The organism is Pseudomonas putida, assembly GCF_022627325.1.
Classification (GTDB): Bacteria; Pseudomonadota; Gammaproteobacteria; order Pseudomonadales; family Pseudomonadaceae; genus Aquipseudomonas; species Aquipseudomonas putida_X.
This window is the reverse complement of the sequence record NZ_JAETZZ010000004.1, coordinates 78,176-94,971: the sequence shown is the minus strand read 5'-3', so window position 1 is coordinate 94,971 and position 16,796 is coordinate 78,176. Positions and strand designations below refer to the sequence as shown.

The window sequence follows — 16,796 nt, the reverse complement described above, 5'->3', positions numbered from 1 at the left end:
AGGGAACGTATGAAGAAGAGAATCGCCTTGCTGCTGGGCGCGGCCCTGCTGTTCGCAGGCTTTGCCCAGGCGGCGGAAAAACCCGTGGTGCGCATCGGCGCACGGGTGTTCACCGAACAGACCGTACTCGCCGAAATCACCGCCCAATACCTGCGCGCCAATGGCTTCGATGTGCGCGTCACCGGCGGCCTTGGCAGCAGCCTCGCGCGCCAGGCCCAGGAGACTGGCCAGCTGGACTTGATGTGGGAGTACACCGGCGTGTCGCTGGTGTCCTACAACCACATCGAGGAGCGCATGCCCAGTGCCGAAGCCACCTACGCCAAGGTCAAGGCGCTGGACGCCAAGAAAGACCTGATCTGGCTGACCCCGACCAAGTTCAGCAACACCTACGCCCTGGGCCTGCCTGAACAGGTCGCCGAGGCCTACCCACAGATCAACACGATCAGTGACCTCAATCAGGTGCTGCGCGACGAACGCGAGCGCAACCACCTGATCGCCCTGGACACCGAGTTCGCCAACCGCCCCGACGGCCTGGTCGGCCTGAAGGAGATGTACGACCTGCAAGTCGGCCGTGCCAACATCAGGCAGATGGATGCCGGCCTGGTCTATACCGCCATGCACAACAACCAGGTGTTCGCAGGCCTGGTCTACACCACGGACGGCCGCCTGAGTGCGTTCAACCTCAAGCTGCTGGAAGACGACAAGCACTACTTCCCCGACTACACCGCTGCCCCGGTGGTGCGCAAGGCCGTGCTCGACGCCAACCCGCAACTGGTCGCCCTGCTCAAGCCACTGGCCGAGCAGCTCGATGACCAGACCATGCGCCAGCTCAATGCCAAGGTCGACGTCGAACACCAGAGCCCGACGGCCGTGGCGGCAGCATTCCTGCGTGAGCACCCACTCAAGGAGGTGCAGCCATGAGCCTGCTCGATACGTTCGCCCACCTCGACTGGGCCCTGGTGCTGCAACTGACCTGGCAGCACATCATGCTGGTCGGCATTGCCGTTGGCCTGGCAATCCTGGTCGGCGTGCCGCTGGGCATCCTGATGACCCGCTTCCCGGTGGTGGCCGGCCCACTGCAGGCCAGTGCCACAGTGCTGCTGACCATCCCGTCGATTGCCCTGTTCGGCCTGCTGCTGCCGTTCTACTCCAAGTTCGGCCAGGGCCTGGGGCCATTGCCTGCGATCACCGCGGTGTTCCTTTATTCACTGCTGCCCATCCTGCGCAACACCTACCTGGCCCTGACCAACGTCGAGCCCGGCATCCGTGAGGCCGCGCGCGGTATCGGCATGACCTTCGGCCAGCGCCTGCGCATGGTCGAGCTACCGATTGCCGTACCCGTCATCCTCGCCGGCGTGCGCACTGCCGTGGTGATGAACATCGGCGTGATGACCATCGCCGCGACCATCGGTGCCGGTGGCCTGGGCGTGCTCATCCTCACCTCCATCAGCCGCAGCGACATGTCGATGCTGCTGGTTGGCGCCGTACTGGTCAGCCTGCTGGCAATCATCGCCGACCTGCTCCTGCAAACCCTGCAACGTGCCCTGACTCCAGAAGGACTGCGCTCATGATCGAACTCAAGAACCTCAGCAAAACCTTCAACGTCAACGGCAAGGACGTCAAAGCCGTCGAGGCGGTCAGCCTGACCGTCAACGAAGGCGAAATCTGCGTGTTCCTCGGCCCCTCGGGCTGTGGCAAGAGCACCACGCTGAAGATGATCAACCGCCTGATCACGCCAACCTCCGGGCAGGTGTTCATCAATGGCGAAGACACCAACGGCCTGGACGAAGTGACCTTGCGCCGCCACATCGGCTATGTGATCCAGCAGATCGGCCTGTTCCCCAACATGACCATCGAGGAAAACATCACTGTGGTCCCGCGCCTGCTCGGCTGGGACAAGCAAAAGTGCCACGACCGCGCCCGCGAGCTGATGCACATGATCAAGCTCGAGCCCAAGCAGTATCTGCAACGCTACCCGCGTGAACTGTCCGGTGGCCAGCAACAGCGCATCGGGGTGATCCGTGCGCTGGCCGCAGACGCGCCGGTGCTGTTGATGGACGAGCCGTTCGGCGCCGTCGACCCGATCAACCGCGAAATGATCCAGAACGAGTTCTTCGAGATGCAGCGGGCGCTGAACAAGACCGTGATCATGGTCAGCCACGACATCGACGAAGCGATCAAGCTGGCCGACAAGATTGCCATCTTCCGCGCCGGCAAGTTGCTGCAGCTGGACCACCCGGACACCTTGCTGGCCCACCCGGTCGATGACTTCGTCAGCAACTTCGTCGGCCAGGACAGCACCTTGAAACGCCTGTTGCTGGTGCGCGCCGAAGATGCGGCGGACAACGCCCCTTCGGTGAGCCCACAAACGCCGGTGGGCGATGCGCTGGAGCTGCTGGACGAGCACGATCGCCGCTATGTGGTGGTCACCGATGCGCAGAACAAGGCACTGGGGTATGTACGCCGGCGCGACATGCACCGCCAGCAAGGTACCTGTGCAGACTTCCTGCGCCAGTTCAATGCAACGGCTTCGCACGATGAGCACCTGCGCATCCTGCTGTCGCGGATGTACGAGTTCAACCGCGCGTGGTTGCCGGTGCTGGATGCCGAGCAGGTGTTCCTGGGCGAGGTGACGCAGGAGTCGATCGCGGCTTACCTGAGCTCGGGGAGATCGCGCGGGGCCAAGACCAGCATCGTGTCACCGGCCGAGGCGGCGGTTTCCTGATCGAAGGGGGCGCTTCGTGCCCCAATCGCCGGCTTGCCGGCGATTGGGGGAATAGTGACATCGGAAACCTAAACCGCCCTGCCCAAAGGCTTGTCAAAGAAGTGCTTCACCCCCGCCGCCAATCTCAGGTTGACCATCTTCGGTCCGTAGCCAATGGCGAAAATTAGTAGTGCACCTCATAAAACGCAGGAAATCCGCCAGTCGGTAACAAAAAATTTATGGGGAATTTCAGGCACTGCAATAGCCATGACCGTGGCCATTAATATGAACACCTCCGCTTTTTTTTGCAGGCCAGGCCACTTTGCAGAAAGCCCGCCAAGCCTATGGAAACGGGCTTGCCCGAAATGGGCCAAAGACGGTCTATTCCACAATTTTTTACGCCTGCCAGGGTTCAGGGAACATCTGCTGGTCACACGAGTCGGTTATTCAAGTGGCAGCGCGTCGATCGTGGGTCGACACGCCCCGATTGCCTGTTGATCTTGGGTTCTTCACGCCCTAAAGTGCGCGCCGAACGTCCATGCTGGAAACGATCCATCCGGCTCAAGTACTGAGTAGGCGAACCAAAGTGGGGATACGGAGGACGTTCAGTTTGCAGCCACTTATCTTTTCAGTTTGCCCATGGAGTCCCTGAGCATGTCGATCCAGGTCGAAGACTATTTCGCGCGTGACACCTTCCAGAAAATGAAGGCGTTCGCCGACAAGCAGGAAACCCCGTTCGTACTCATCGATACCCAGATGATCAGCCAGGCCTACGACGACCTGCGCGCCGGTTTCGAGTTCGCCAAGGTCTACTACGCGGTCAAGGCCAACCCGGCGGTCGAGATCATCGACCTGCTCAAAGAGAAAGGCTCGAGCTTCGACATCGCCTCGATCTATGAGCTGGACAAGGTCATGGGCCGTGGCGTCAGCGCCGACCGCATCAGCTACGGCAACACCATCAAGAAGTCCAAGGACATCCGTTACTTCTTTGAAAAAGGTGTGCGCCTGTACGCCACCGATTCAGAAGCCGACCTGCGCAACATCGCCAAGGCCGCCCCGGGCTCCAAGGTCTACGTACGCATCCTGACTGAAGGTTCCACCACCGCCGACTGGCCGCTGTCGCGCAAGTTCGGCTGCCAGACCGACATGGCCATGGACCTGCTGATCCTGGCCCGCGACCTGGGCCTGGTGCCATACGGCATTTCCTTCCACGTGGGTTCGCAACAGCGCGACATCAGTGTGTGGGACGCCGCGATCGCCAAGGTCAAAGTGATCTTCGAGCGCCTGAAGGAAGAAGACGGCATCGAGCTGAAGCTGATCAACATGGGTGGCGGCTTCCCGGCCAACTACATCACCCGCACCAACAGCCTGGAAACCTACGCTGAAGAGATCATCCGCTTCCTGAAGGAAGACTTCGGTGACGACCTGCCGGAAATCATCCTTGAGCCAGGCCGCTCGCTGATCGCCAACGCCGGTATCCTGGTCAGCGAAGTCGTGCTGGTTGCGCGCAAATCGCGTACCGCTGTCGAGCGCTGGGTGTACACCGATGTGGGCAAATTCTCCGGCCTGATCGAAACCATGGACGAGTCCATCAAGTTCCCGATCTGGACCGAAAAGAAAGGCGAGATGGAAGAAGTGGTCATCGCCGGCCCGACCTGCGACAGCGCCGACATCATGTACGAGCACTACAAGTACGGCCTGCCGCTGAACCTGGCGATCGGTGACCGCCTCTACTGGCTATCGACCGGTGCCTACACCACCAGCTACAGCGCAGTGGAATTCAACGGCTTCCCGCCGCTGAAGGCCTACTACCTGTAATGCAGAACGGGGCCGAAAGGCCCCGTTTTCATTGGTGCCTGGCTTCGCCCCATCGCCGACACCATCACACCTGGCGCTGTTCTATCTCAGCGGCATACCGCGCCGCAAAGGCCATCAACCCTGGCCCAGCCGCCTGCAAGGTCACCAACGCACTGCGCAAAAAATTCAGGTTGCCCTCAACCCGCGCCCGCTCCAGCCATGGCCCCACTTCGGCCATCTGGCCACGCTCGGCCAGCACCATCGCCAAACTGAACATCCCACGAAAATCCCCCGCCTCGGCCGATCGCCGATACCAGCGCACCGCCCGCACCGGACTTGGCGCCGTAGCGATACCCTGCTCCAGGTAACGCCCATACAGGTTCATCGACTTGGCATGCCCCAGCTGCGCAGCCTTCTCGTAGCACATCAATGCCTGCGCCTGATTGGCCGGCACCCCACGCCCGGTAGCCAGCAGGTTGCCCAGGTTATACAGGCCCCAATCCAGCCCGGCATCGGCCGCGCGGGCATAGTGAACCGCAGCCTGCGCCACATTTACCTCGCCACCCCAACCATGCTCCAGGCACCGCCCGAGCATATTGTGCGCCATGGCGCTGCCACCCTGGGCGGCAATACCGAACCAGCGCCGGGCCACTCCGGCATCCGCTTCGATGCCGCGGCCGTCGAGCAGGATCTGCCCGAGCAGCAACTGCGCCTCGATCACGCCCTGCCCTGCCGCCGCGAGAATGGCCTGGGCGGCTTTGCCCGGGCTATCTTCAAGCATGGCCTTCAGGCCGGCGACATCCACCACTTCTTCACGGCGCAACGGATAGGACACGGCTCAGACCTCTGCCCAGCGGCGCAGCAGGTTATGGTAGGTGCCAGTCAATTGCAGCAACGAGGGGTGCTCCGGCACATCGGCAGTCAGTTGCTGGATGGCATTGTCCATCTCGAACAGCAACGCACGCTGGCTGTCCTCCCGCACCAGGCTCTGGGTCCAGAAGAACGCCGCATAACGCACGCCGCGCGTCACCGGGTTGACCTTGTGCAGGCTCGTGCCCGGGTACAGCACCAGGTCACCGGCCGCCAGCTTGACCTGTTGCTCGCCATAGGTGTGTTGAATCACCAACTCGCCACCGTCATAGCTGTCCGGATCGCTGAGAAAAAGCGTAGAGGACAGGTCAGTGCGCACCCGCTCCGGGCTGCCTTTGGGCTGGCGCAGGGCATTGTCGATGTGGAAGCCGAAGTTGCCACCCTCACGGTAGCAGTTGATCAGCGGCGGGAAGACTTTATGCGGCAGCGCCGCCGACATGAACCGCGGCGTTTTCCACAGGCGGTCGATCAGCGCGCTACCGATTTCCTTCGCCAGCGCGTGGCCTTCTGGCAGTTGCAAGTTGTGCTTGGCCTTGGCCGACTGATAGCCGGCCGTGACCTTGCCATCGGCCCAATCAGCCTGCTCCAGTGCCGCGCGAATGCGGGCAAGCTCGTCGGCGTCGAACAGGCCGGGAATATGAAGCAGCATGGCGGCAGCACCGTAACGAATTGTAAAGAAGTCAATGATATTGATTCCCTTTTACGCCACACAAGCCCTTTCTTCACCCGAGACGTTTCAGCTTCCTTGAACCGTAAAGAAAATTTGTAAAGATTGTAAATTCGCAGTGAATGGTAACGACTCTCAATTGTGACCTACAATCACTTGCATTATGATCCGCGGCCTTCACACCTTGGGGAAGGTCCATAACAATGCGTCAATACGTGCCATCTGCAGTGAGTTCGCCACGCCTGATCGTGTCCGCCATCGGCGTCGCCCTGAGCGCTTCGTCCGCCTACGCCGCCGATCCCGCTACCAGCAGCGCCATTACCCTCGATGCCACCAGCGTCAACGGCAAGGCCGAACAGGCCAGCACCGATTACAAGGTCGAGAAGGCCTCCTCGCAGAAGTACACCGCACCGTTGGTGGACACCCCGCGCTCGGTTACCGTCATCCCCCAGCAAGTCATCAAGGACACCAACGCCTTGAGCCTGCAGGATGCCCTGCGCACTGTACCGGGCATCACCTTTGGTGCAGGCGAAGGCGGCAACCCGCAAGGCGACCGCCCGTTCATTCGTGGTTTCGACGCCCAGGGTGACACCTACCTGGACGGTGTCCGCGACACCGGCGCGCAAACCCGTGAAATCTTCGCCATCGAATCGGTGGAAGTGGCCAAAGGCCCCAACTCGGCCATCGGTGGCCGCGGCGCGGCAGGCGGCACCATCAACCTGGTGAGCAAGCGTGCACACCTGGGCAACTCCCTGGACGGTGCCTGGACCTGGGGCAGCGACCAGACCCAACGCTACACCTTCGACGGCAACTACCAGTTCAGCGACACCGCTGCCGGCCGGCTCAACCTGATGACCCACGAGAGCAACGTCGCCGGCCGTGACAAGGTCAACTATGACCGCTGGGGTATCGCCCCCTCCCTGGCCTTCGGCCTGGGCACGCCAACCCGCGTCAACCTCGACTACTACCACCTGGAAAGCGACGACCTGCCGGATTCGGGCATCCCGTACAGCATCCCGACCGGAGGCAGCGGCGCACGTACCTCGGCGCACCCGAGCAAGCCGATCGACGGCGGCGACAGCGGCAACTTCTATGGCCTGACCGGTCGCGACTTCCGCAAGACCCGTGTGGACATCGCCACTATCGCCGTGGAACACGACCTGAGCGAATCGTTGACCATCAAGAACACCCTGCGTCATGGCAACAGCATGCAGGACTACATCCTGACCCAGCCAGACGACAGCATTGGCAACGTCAACAACAACGGCGTATGGCGGCGTGCCAACACCCGTGTGGGCAACACGGCCACCACCACCAACCAGACCGACCTGTTCGGTGAGTTCTTCGTGGGCGGTTTCAAGAACAGCTTCTCCACAGGGGTCGAGTTCAGCAAGGAGGACTCGGACCGCCAGAGCTACGCGGTGTCGCCAAACAGCAAGCTCACCTGCACCGGCCCGAGCAATGGTGGCAGCTGTACATCGCTGAGCGACCCGAACCCCGACGATGTCTGGGATGGCACTATCTCGCGCAACTACGCCGGCACCAAAACCAGCAGCAAGACCCGTGCAATCTACGCCTTCGACACGCTGGAACTGACGCCTGAGTGGCTGTTGAACATGGGCCTGCGTTACGACCACTTTGATACCAAGTTCCGCACGTACGATGCCTCGGGCGCGACAGTGGTGAACAAGAACGGCGTTCAGACCAAAGGCCGCGACACCAGCGAGTTCTTCACCGGCCAGCTGGGCCTGGTCTGGAAACCGGCTGAGAACGGCAGCATCTACGTTTCCTATGCCACTTCCGCCACCCCGCCCGGGGCGATGCTCGGCGAGGGAACCGAAGGCAACCCGCTGTCGGGCACCACCGACCGTGGTGGCAACATCCTGGCCAGCGACATGGAGCCGGAAGAAACCACCAACTACGAAATCGGCACCAAGTGGGATCTGCTCGACGAGCGCCTGTCCCTGGCCGCCGCGTTGTTCCGCACCGAAAAGGAAAACGCCCGTGTGCAGGTGGACACCACCACCTACGAAAACGTCGGCGAAACCCGTGTGCAAGGCATCGAACTGTCGGCCAGCGGCAAGCTTACCGACAAGTGGCAAGTGTTCGCCGGCTACACCTACCTGCAGGCCCGCCAGGTCGACGGCGGCCCGCTGGGCAAGGCCAACGACGGCAACCAGTTGCCCAACACGCCGAACAACAGCGCCAGCCTGTGGACCACATACTCGATCACCCCGAAACTGACGGTCGGCGGCGGCGCGTTCTATGTGGATGACGTCTACGGCAACGTGGCCAACACCACCATGGTCGACAGCTATGTACGTTACGACGCCATGGCCGCCTACAAGCTGACCAAGCACATCGACCTGCAACTGAACGTGCAGAACCTCACCAATGAGGTGTACTACGACAAGGCGTTTTCCACCCACTTCGCCAACCAGGCGGCGGGCCGGACCGCATTGCTGACCACCAGCGTCCACTTCTGAAGCAACAGCCCGGAGCCCCGTTCATTCCTGTGAGCGGGGCTTTTGCGTATCAAGGCATAATGCACGCCGCGCCAGGCGCGGCAGCAATACAAGGTGATCGATGTGGTGAAGAAGACACTGTTTCAATTGCACTGGTTCTTTGGCATCACCGCCGGCCTGGTGCTGGCCTTGATGGGCATTACCGGGGCCCTCTATTCGTTCCAGGAAGAACTCCTGCGTGCCTTCAACGCCGAGGTCTTGAACGTCGAGGTCCGCGCCGAGGGTGTGCTGCCTCCGGCTGAGCTGGTGCGCCGGGTCGAGGCCGCTCAAGGCGACAAAGTGTCGATGCTGTGGGTAGATGTACGCGAAGGCAACGCCGCACGGGTGTTCTTCACACCACCACCGGGCGAGCGCCGCGGTGAGCTGCGCTATGCCGACCCCTATACCGGTGAGCTCAAGGGCCAGGCCGCAGGGCAAGACTTCTTCAAACTGATGCTCACCCTGCACCGGTTCCTCGCCATGGGTGACACGGGCCGGCAAATCACGGGCGCCTGCACCCTGATGCTGGTGTTTTTCTGCCTCTCCGGCCTGTACCTGCGCTGGCCGCGCAAAGCCCTGAACTGGCGCACCTGGCTGACCTTGGAATGGGCCAAAAAAGGCCGCGCCTTCAATTGGGACCTGCACGCCGTTGCAGGCACCTGGTGCCTGCTGTTCTACCTTCTGTTCGCGCTGACCGGGCTGTTTTGGTCCTACGAATGGTACCGCGAAGGCCTGAACAGGCTGCTGGCCGACGCCCCTGCCGCAGGGCAGCAGCACAAGCGCGGCGAAGGCCGTGGCCGCCATGGGCCGCAGAAGGTGGACAAGAACGCGCCGCCGCTGGTGGTCGACTACGACGCCATCTGGGCCAGCCTGAAAAACGCTGCCGGCCCACGCCTTGCCATGTATAACCTGCGTCTGCCGCCTGCTGGGGGCCAGCCCGCCAGCCTGTTCTACCTGCTCGACAGCGCTGCGCACCCACGCGCCTTCGATACCCTGACCCTGGACCCGGCCACCGGCCAGGTGAAAAGCCACGACCGCTACAGCGAAAAGTCCTTCAAGGCCCAGCTGTTGCAAAGTGTCTATGCCTTGCACGTGGGTGAATACTTCGGCCTGCCGGGGCGGATCATCGTCACCCTCGCCAGCCTGACCATGCCGCTGTTCTTCGTCACCGGTTGGCTGCTGTACCTCGATCGCCGCCGCAAAAAACGCCAGGTCCGCGCCGCCCGTGGCAGTGTCGACAGCACTGCCAGCAGCGGCGACAGCTGGTTGATCGGCTTTGCCAGCCAGAGCGGTTTCGCCGAGCAATTGGCCTGGCAGAGCGCCGGCCAGCTGCAGGCGGCAGGCTTGCCGGTGCAAGTACGTGCGCTTGCCGATCTGGGCGAAGAGGACCTGCGCCAGACGCGCCGCGCGCTGTTCGTCGTCAGTACGTTCGGTGACGGCGAGGCGCCTGACAGCGCCCGAGCCTTCGAGCGCAAGGTGCTGGGCCAGCCTTGGGCACTGAACGGCCTCAGCTATGCCGTGCTGGCGCTCGGTGATCGCCAGTACCCGCACTTCTGCGGCTTTGCCCGGCGCCTGCAGGCATGGCTCGGCGAGCGCGGTGCCAGCACGGCGTTCAGCCCGGTGGAGGTGGACAACGCCGACCAGGCGGCCCTGCAACAATGGCAACAGGAGCTGGCGCAGCTGACTGGCGCCCAGCCCGTCGCTGCCTGGCAACCGCCAAGTTTCGGCAACTGGACCTTGGTCAGCCGCGAACGGCTCAACCCTGGCAGCCAAGGGCAACCGGTCTACCTGATCGGCCTGCGCTGCGAAGCGCCCGCCAGCTGGGAGGCCGGTGACCTGGTTGAAATTCTGCCGCTCAATGGCCAGCCACGCGTGGAGGCATTCCTCAGCGGCCTGGCCGTCGACGCCAACGCTACCGTGCAGCTTCACGGCCTGAACGAAACCCTCGCACAGGCCCTGGCAGGCCGCCAGCTACCCACCCAGCGGGAGCACCTGATCGGCTTGCAGCCACAAGCCCTGATCGATGCGCTGGTACCGATCGGCAGCCGCGAATATTCCATCGCCTCGATCGCCAGCGATGGTGTGCTGGAACTGATCGTACGCCAAGAGCGTCACCCCGATGGCACCCTTGGCCTGGGCTCTGGCTGGCTGACCGAATACCTGCCAGTCGCTGGCACCCTTGGCCTGCGCCTGCGCCGCAACAGTGGTTTCCATTTGCCCGAAGGCGCCGCGCCGATGATCCTGATCGGCAACGGCACTGGCATTGCGGGCCTGCGCAGCCTGCTGCGGGCGCGGGTCAATGCCGGCGAGCAGCGCAACTGGCTGTTGTTCGGCGAGCGTAACCGCGCGCATGACCTGCTCTGTGGCGATGAGCTGCAAGGCTGGCTGGCTAACGGCGACCTGGCGCGGCTGGACCTGGCGTTCTCGCGCGATCAGGCCGAGAAGGTGTATGTACAGGATGTATTGCTGCAGCAGGCCGAAGCGTTCAAGCGCTGGGTTGCCGATGGGGCTTATGTGTATGTCTGCGGCAGCCTGCAAGGGATGGCGGCCGGTGTCGATGCGGTGCTCAAAGGCATGCTCGGCGAAGCGGTTGTCGAGCAGTTGATCGAAGATGGGCGTTATCGGCGGGATGTTTACTGATCAGGGGTTGATGCCGCCAGCACCGGCCCCATCGCCGGCAAGCCGGCTCCCACTCTAATGTGGACTGCCTCCAAGAAGTTGGACAGCAATCCAATGTCTTGGGGCAGTCCACTATCTTGAAGCCTGCGCCGCACCGGTGGGAGCCGGCTTGCCGGCGATTGGCCGTGCAGACTCAGTGCAGCTCGAAGGTATCGGCATCCAGGTTGGCCGGGAAGCGGGTGCGGTAGTTGGCGAGCTCCGCTGCCCGCAGCACCACCGTGAACACGCCATCAGCCTCACCCGCGCTGAGCAGGCTTTCACCCTGAAAATCCAGCACCTGGCTGTCGCCTGAATACGCGAAACCCTTGCCATCGGTGCCCACCCGGTTCACCGCGGCCACAAAGCACAGGTTTTCGATACCCCGCGCCGGCAGCAGCCGGTTCCAGTGCTGGCGGCGCGCGGCCGGCCAGTTCGCGGTGTACAACAGCAGGTCGGTATCCTGGGCATCGCGGCTCCACACGGGGAACCGCAGGTCGTAGCAGATCAGCGGGCGTACCCGCCAGCCCTTGATCTCGAACTGCACCTGACGCTCACCCGGGGTGTAATGCTTGTGTTCACCGGCCATGCGGAACAGGTGGCGCTTGTCGTAGAACAGGATCTCGCCGTCCGGCCGCGCCCACAGCAAGCGGTTGCGGTGGCTGCCATCGGCGGCCTGGATGATCACGCTGCCGGTAACCACGGCGTTGATGCGCTTGGCCTGCGCCTTGAGCCATTTGTAGGTCGGGCCGTTCTCAGGCTCGGCCAGGCTTTCCGATTCCATGGAAAAACCCGTGGTGAACATCTCGGGGAGGATCACCAGGTCGGCATCTCCAGCCTGATCGAGCAAAACCGCGAAATGAGCGTAATTGGCCTCGCGGTCGTGCCAGGCCAGGGCCGTTTGCACCAAGGCGATTTTCAGGTTGGGCAGTGCACTCAGATCGCGCATAGTTTTTCCGCTGCCTGACGCAGCGTCTCCTCACGTTTGGCAAAGCACAGGCGTATCAGGCGTTGCTCGGGGATGGGTCGCTGGTAGAACACCGACACCGGAATGGTCGCAACGCCGTGTTCACGGGTGAGCCAAAGGGCCATGTCGACGTCGTTCAGGTCTGGCCGGATCTGCGAATAGTCCACCAGCTGGAAATAAGTGCCCGCCGTGCGGGTAAAGTTGAAACGCGAACCCTCCAGCAAACCGCAGAACACGTCACGTTTGCCCTGGTAGAAGGCCGGCAACTCGTCGATATGCTCGGGGTGCTCGGCCATGAAGTCGGCCAGGGCGCACTGCAGCGGCGTCACGCCACAGAAGTTGACGTACTGGTGCACCTTGCGCAGCTCTGCACTCAACGCCGCAGGCGCGATCACGTAGCCGGTCTTCCAGCCAGTGACGTGGTAAGTCTTGCCGAACGAGCTGACCACAAAGGCACGTTGATACAGCTGTTCGTGGGCCAGCACGCTGGCGTGGCGGACGCCGTCGTAAACCAGGTGCTCGTAGACTTCGTCGCTGATCAGGTAGATATCGCGCTCGGCAACCAGCGTTGCCAACTGCTCAAGGTCTTCGCGGGTGATCAGCGCGCCACTGGGGTTGTGCGGCGAATTGAGGATGACCATGCGGGTGCGCGGGCTCAGGGCATCGCTGAACTTCTGCCAGTCGATACGGAAGTCGCCGTCGCTCAGTTGCACATGCACGCAGCGACCACCGGCCAGCGCCACCGAAGGCTCATAGCTGTCGTAACACGGGTCGAAGACAATCACCTCGTCACCCGCATGCACCACTGCCTGGATGGCACAGAAAATCGCCTCGGTGGCACCGGGGGTGATGGTCACTTCCTGGTCGGCATCCACCTGTGCGCCGTACAGCCGCGCCACCTTGGCAGCCACCTGCTGGCGCAAGGCCGGCAGGCCGGTCATTGGCGAATACTGGTTGTGCCCGGCAGCCACGTGCCGGCCCACTGCATCGAGCAGGGCCTGCGGGCCATTGAAGTCAGGGAAGCCCTGGGACAGGTTGAGCGCGCCCGTCTGCACAGCGAGCTGGGACATGGTGGTGAAGATGGTCGTGCCGACGTTCGGCAGTTTGCTGCGGATCATGGAGCCCTCTTTCCTGCGGGACGGAGAGCTATAAGCTACAAGCTCCAAGCCACAAGAAAAAGCGACATGTATCAGCGTCCGCTCATTCTTGTGGCTTGCGACTTGAAGTCTGCCGCTTGTCAGCGCTTGTCGCGGCGCTTCTTCTCGGCCTTCTTGTGGTGCGACATCAAGCGGCGCTTCTTGTTGACCTGGCGGTCGGTGAGGGTGTTCTTCTTGCCCTCGTACGGGTTCTCACCGCCCTTGTACTCGATGCGGATCGGCGTACCGACCAGTTTCAGCACGCGGCGGTAGGTGTTTTCCAGGTAACGCGAGTACGACTTGGGGATCTTCTCGGTCTGGTTGCCGTGGATCACGATCAGCGGCGGGTTGGCACCCCCGAGGTGGGCATAGCGCAGCTTGATGCGGCGGCCATTGACCAGCGGAGGCTGGTGCTCACTGACGGCGTCTTCGAGGATCTGCGTCAGACGGCTGGTTGGCCAGCGGGTGACCGCCGATTTGAACGCGGCCTGCACCGACTTGTACAGGTGACCCACGCCGGTGCCGTGCAGCGCCGAGATGAAGTGGATGTCGGCAAAGTCGACGAAGAACAGCCGGCGCTCCAGCTCGGTCTTGACGTAGTCGCGCTCACCCGGCTCCATGCCGTCCCACTTGTTCAGGGCGATGACGATGGCGCGGCCCGCCTCCAGGGCGAAGCCCAGCAGGTTGAGGTCGTGGTCGACCACCCCCTCGCGGGCATCCATGACGAAGATCACCACGTTGGCGTCCTTGATCGCCTGCAGCGTCTTCACCACCGAGAACTTTTCGACTTCCTCGTGGATCTTGCCGCGCTTGCGTACACCCGCGGTGTCGATGAAGGTGTACTTCTCGTTATCGCGCTCGAACGGGATATAGATACTGTCACGGGTGGTACCCGGCTGGTCGTAGACCACCACGCGCTCTTCGCCGAGCATGCGGTTGACCAGGGTCGACTTGCCCACGTTGGGGCGGCCGATGATGGCGATCTTGATGCCATCCTTTTCGCTCGGGCCGGGGATGCGTACCGCTTCCTCGCCTTCGGCAACCTCCTGGTCGAGGGCTTCTTCCTCCGCATCGCGAGGAATGTGGCCCAGCACCGACTCCATCAGCTGATTGATGCCACGGCCCTGGGAGCCCGCCACCGGAATGGCATTGCCCATACCCAGCGGCGAAAACTCGGCGCGGGCGACGTCGGCGTCGATGTTGTCGATCTTGTTGGCCACCAGGATGGCCGACTTGTTCCGCTTGCGCAGGTGCTCGGCGATCATCTGGTCGGCGGCAGTCATACCGGCGCGGGCGTCGACCAGGAACAGCACGTAGTCGGCTTCTTCGATAGCCATCAACGACTGCTCGGCCATCTTCTCGTCCATGCCCACTTCGTCACCGGTGATACCACCGGTGTCGATCAGGATGAAGGAGCGACCCTGCCAGCTGGCATCACCATACTGGCGGTCACGGGTCAGACCCGACAGGTCACCCACGATGGCATCGCGGGTTTTGGTCAGGCGGTTGAACATGGTGGATTTGCCGACGTTCGGCCGTCCCACCAGGGCGATTACGGGAACCATGCGGCTCTCCACTCTTGAATTCTTGAAAATGCAAAGGCCGCTGCAAGGCAGCGGCCGGAGTTCGGGCGGCGTGTCCTACGCCGCAACTCAAGACCTGTCGTGGTCTTGAGCATAGCTTCAGCGGATGGTCAGTGCCTCGAGCTTGCCGCTGTTGCCAAAGACATAGATGGTGTCGCCGACCACCAGGGGCCGGGCGCGCAGGCCATCGCTGTCGATACGCTCACGGCCGACGAAACGGCCGTCGACCTGGCTGAGCAGGTGCAGGTAACCTTCGAAGTCACCTACAGCCACGTAACTGGAGAACACTTCCGGCGCCGACAATTGACGGCGGGCCATCGAGTCGTTGGTCCACAGGGCGCTGGAAGAGCGCTCGTCGACACCTTCGACACTGCCTGAGGCCTCGCTGACATAGACGTTGCCGAAACCTTGGGCGACACCCACGTAGCTCGACGCATCACGCTGCCACAGCACACGGCCGCTCTCCAGGTCCAGGCCCGCTACGCGGCCCTGGTAGGTGCTGACGTACAGCGTGCCACCGGACAGCAGCAGGCCGCCGTCGATGTCGACCACACGGTCCAGCTCGGAACGGCCCTGCGGGATGGCCACACGGCTCTCCCACACTGGCACGCCGTTGTTGATGTCGACCGCCACCACTTTACCGGTGGAAAGGCCGGCGACGGCCAGACGGTTGGTGACGATCGGCGCACCGGTGCCCCGCAGGGTCAGGACAGCCGGAGTGCTCTCGTAGATCCAGCGGCGGTCGCCGGTAGCGGCATCGAGCCCGATCAGGCGGTCGTCCTGGGTCTGCACCACCACAACGTCACCGTTGTTGGCAGGCGGCGCCAGCACTTCACTGGTGACGCGGGAGCGCCAGCGCTCTTCACCGGTGCTGGAGTCCAGGGCAATCACTTCACCCTTGAGCGTGCCGAGCATGACCAGGCCATAGCCAACGCCGACGGCGCCGGAAACCGGCAGCTCCAGGTCCTTCTTCCACACGACGTCGCCCGTGATGCGGTCGAGGGCGAAGACTTCGCCATTGACGTCGCTGGCGTAGATGCGGTCGTTCTCGATGGCGGGTACCAGGGTATTGTAAGTCTCGCCCTGGCCGTCACCGATCGAACGGCTCCACTGTTTTTTCAGTACCACTTCTTCGGTGAACTTGGTCAGCTCGGCCGGAGGCAGTTCCTTCTTGCTGTTGCTGCTGCACCCTGCGGCCAGTACGGCCAGGGTCAGCACTGCTGCTTGTTTCCAACCGATCACGTCACGCGTCCCCTTTGGCCAAGTCATCCAGCTTCAGTTGCAAGCCACCGACCGCCGCCTCATCGGACAGCGCGGCCTTGGCTTTTTCATAAGCGCTGTGAGCATCGTCGGCACGACCCAACTGCACCAGCAGGTCGCCCTTCAATTCTTCACGGCTGGCCAGAAACGCCTTGTCAGCGTCACCGTCGAGCAGCTTGAGCGCATCTTCGGCCTTGTTCTGAGCCGCGAGCACGCGTGCCAGGCGCTGGCGCGAAATTTCGCCCAGGGTGTCGTCAGCAGGCTTGTCGAGCACATTCTTCAGCTCGGCAGCGGCGTCGTCGAGCTTGCCGCTCTCGACCGCGACCTTGGCCACGAACAGGCTGCCGTACTGGGCGTAGGCGGTACCACCAAACTCGCTCTTGAGCTTGCCGGCCAACTCAGCGACCTTGGCCGCGTCCGGCTGCCCGCTCGGCGTCAGGCTGGTTTCAAGCAGGGCCTGATACAGCTGCGATGCGCCTTGCGACTGGTTGTCCTGGTACTTGTGCCACGCGTTCCAACCCAAAACCACCACGCCCGCCAGCAGTGCACCGGTCAGCAGTGGCTTGCCGTTGCGGCTCCACCAGTCCTTGAACCCTGCCAGGTCATCATCATCGGTACTCGACACCCCAATACTCCTTTTCGCCTATTCGCTT

General features: G+C 62.6%; 13 protein-coding genes. 6 read left to right on the top strand and 7 right to left on the bottom strand.

Annotated features, from left to right (window positions below; translation table 11 throughout):
- The first annotated feature begins 9 nt into the window (after positions 1–9).
- The 4 genes from JNA92_RS08040 (at position 10) to JNA92_RS08025 (ending at position 4,522) form a co-directional block, all read left to right on the top strand.
- On the top strand, positions 10–921 hold the full coding sequence (locus JNA92_RS08040) for a glycine betaine ABC transporter substrate-binding protein (RefSeq protein ID WP_241804199.1): 912 nt from the start codon (positions 10–12) through the stop codon (positions 919–921).
- Positions 918–1,571, top strand: a complete 654-nt coding sequence (locus JNA92_RS08035; RefSeq protein ID WP_012316120.1) for an ABC transporter permease — start codon at positions 918–920, stop codon at positions 1,569–1,571. Before JNA92_RS08040 ends, JNA92_RS08035 begins: the two co-directional genes overlap by 4 nt.
- Entirely contained in the window at positions 1,568–2,725 is a 1,158-nt protein-coding gene (locus tag JNA92_RS08030; protein ID WP_241804198.1) for an osmoprotectant ABC transporter ATP-binding protein OsmV, read from the top strand. Before JNA92_RS08035 ends, JNA92_RS08030 begins: the two co-directional genes overlap by 4 nt.
- 633 nt (positions 2,726–3,358) lie before the next feature.
- Positions 3,359–4,522 carry a type III PLP-dependent enzyme gene (locus JNA92_RS08025; RefSeq protein ID WP_012316125.1) on the top strand — a complete coding sequence of 388 codons (1,164 nt, stop codon included), beginning with the start codon at positions 3,359–3,361 and terminating at the stop codon, positions 4,520–4,522.
- A 64-nt stretch (positions 4,523–4,586) separates the two neighbouring features.
- Here the strand turns inward: JNA92_RS08025 and JNA92_RS08020 are convergent, their stop codons facing one another.
- Positions 4,587–5,336 carry a tetratricopeptide repeat protein gene (locus tag JNA92_RS08020; protein WP_241804197.1) on the bottom strand — a complete coding sequence of 250 codons (750 nt, stop codon included), beginning with the start codon at positions 5,334–5,336 and terminating at the stop codon, positions 4,587–4,589.
- A 3-nt stretch (positions 5,337–5,339) separates the two neighbouring features.
- On the bottom strand, positions 5,340–6,020 hold the full coding sequence (locus JNA92_RS08015) for a Fe2+-dependent dioxygenase (RefSeq protein WP_241804196.1): 681 nt from the start codon (positions 6,018–6,020) through the stop codon (positions 5,340–5,342).
- A 221-nt stretch (positions 6,021–6,241) separates the two neighbouring features.
- Between JNA92_RS08015 and JNA92_RS08010 the strand changes: the two genes are divergently transcribed.
- Both JNA92_RS08010 and JNA92_RS08005 read left to right on the top strand, forming a co-directional pair.
- Positions 6,242–8,524 carry a TonB-dependent receptor gene (locus JNA92_RS08010; protein WP_241804195.1) on the top strand — a complete coding sequence of 761 codons (2,283 nt, stop codon included), beginning with the start codon at positions 6,242–6,244 and terminating at the stop codon, positions 8,522–8,524.
- A gap of 102 nt (positions 8,525–8,626) precedes the next feature.
- On the top strand, positions 8,627–11,182 hold the full coding sequence (locus JNA92_RS08005) for a PepSY domain-containing protein (RefSeq protein WP_241804194.1): 2,556 nt from the start codon (positions 8,627–8,629) through the stop codon (positions 11,180–11,182).
- A 172-nt stretch (positions 11,183–11,354) separates the two neighbouring features.
- Here JNA92_RS08005 and JNA92_RS08000 read toward each other — a convergent pair whose 3' ends face one another.
- The 5 genes from JNA92_RS08000 to JNA92_RS07980 all read right to left on the bottom strand — a co-directional run bounded on the left by JNA92_RS08000 (position 11,355) and on the right by JNA92_RS07980 (position 16,768).
- Positions 11,355–12,146, bottom strand: a complete 792-nt coding sequence (locus tag JNA92_RS08000) for an amidohydrolase (protein ID WP_241804193.1) — start codon at positions 12,144–12,146, stop codon at positions 11,355–11,357.
- Positions 12,134–13,282: a pyridoxal phosphate-dependent aminotransferase gene (locus JNA92_RS07995; protein WP_241804192.1), complete on the bottom strand. Its 1,149-nt coding sequence runs from the start codon at positions 13,280–13,282 to the stop codon at positions 12,134–12,136. The genes JNA92_RS08000 and JNA92_RS07995 overlap by 13 nt, the downstream gene beginning before the upstream one ends.
- Before the next feature lie 119 nt (positions 13,283–13,401).
- Positions 13,402–14,865 carry a ribosome biogenesis GTPase Der gene (der, locus tag JNA92_RS07990; protein WP_241804191.1) on the bottom strand — a complete coding sequence of 488 codons (1,464 nt, stop codon included), beginning with the start codon at positions 14,863–14,865 and terminating at the stop codon, positions 13,402–13,404.
- Between the two features lie 117 nt (positions 14,866–14,982).
- Positions 14,983–16,125, bottom strand: coding sequence for an outer membrane protein assembly factor BamB (gene bamB, locus JNA92_RS07985; protein ID WP_241804190.1), 1,143 nt, complete (start codon positions 16,123–16,125; stop codon positions 14,983–14,985).
- Between the two features lies 1 nt (position 16,126).
- The gene (locus JNA92_RS07980; protein ID WP_241804189.1) at positions 16,127–16,768 is read right to left on the bottom strand and encodes a tetratricopeptide repeat protein; all 642 of its coding nucleotides are present in this window, start codon (positions 16,766–16,768) and stop codon (positions 16,127–16,129) included.
- Positions 16,769–16,796: the final 28 nt, after the last annotated feature.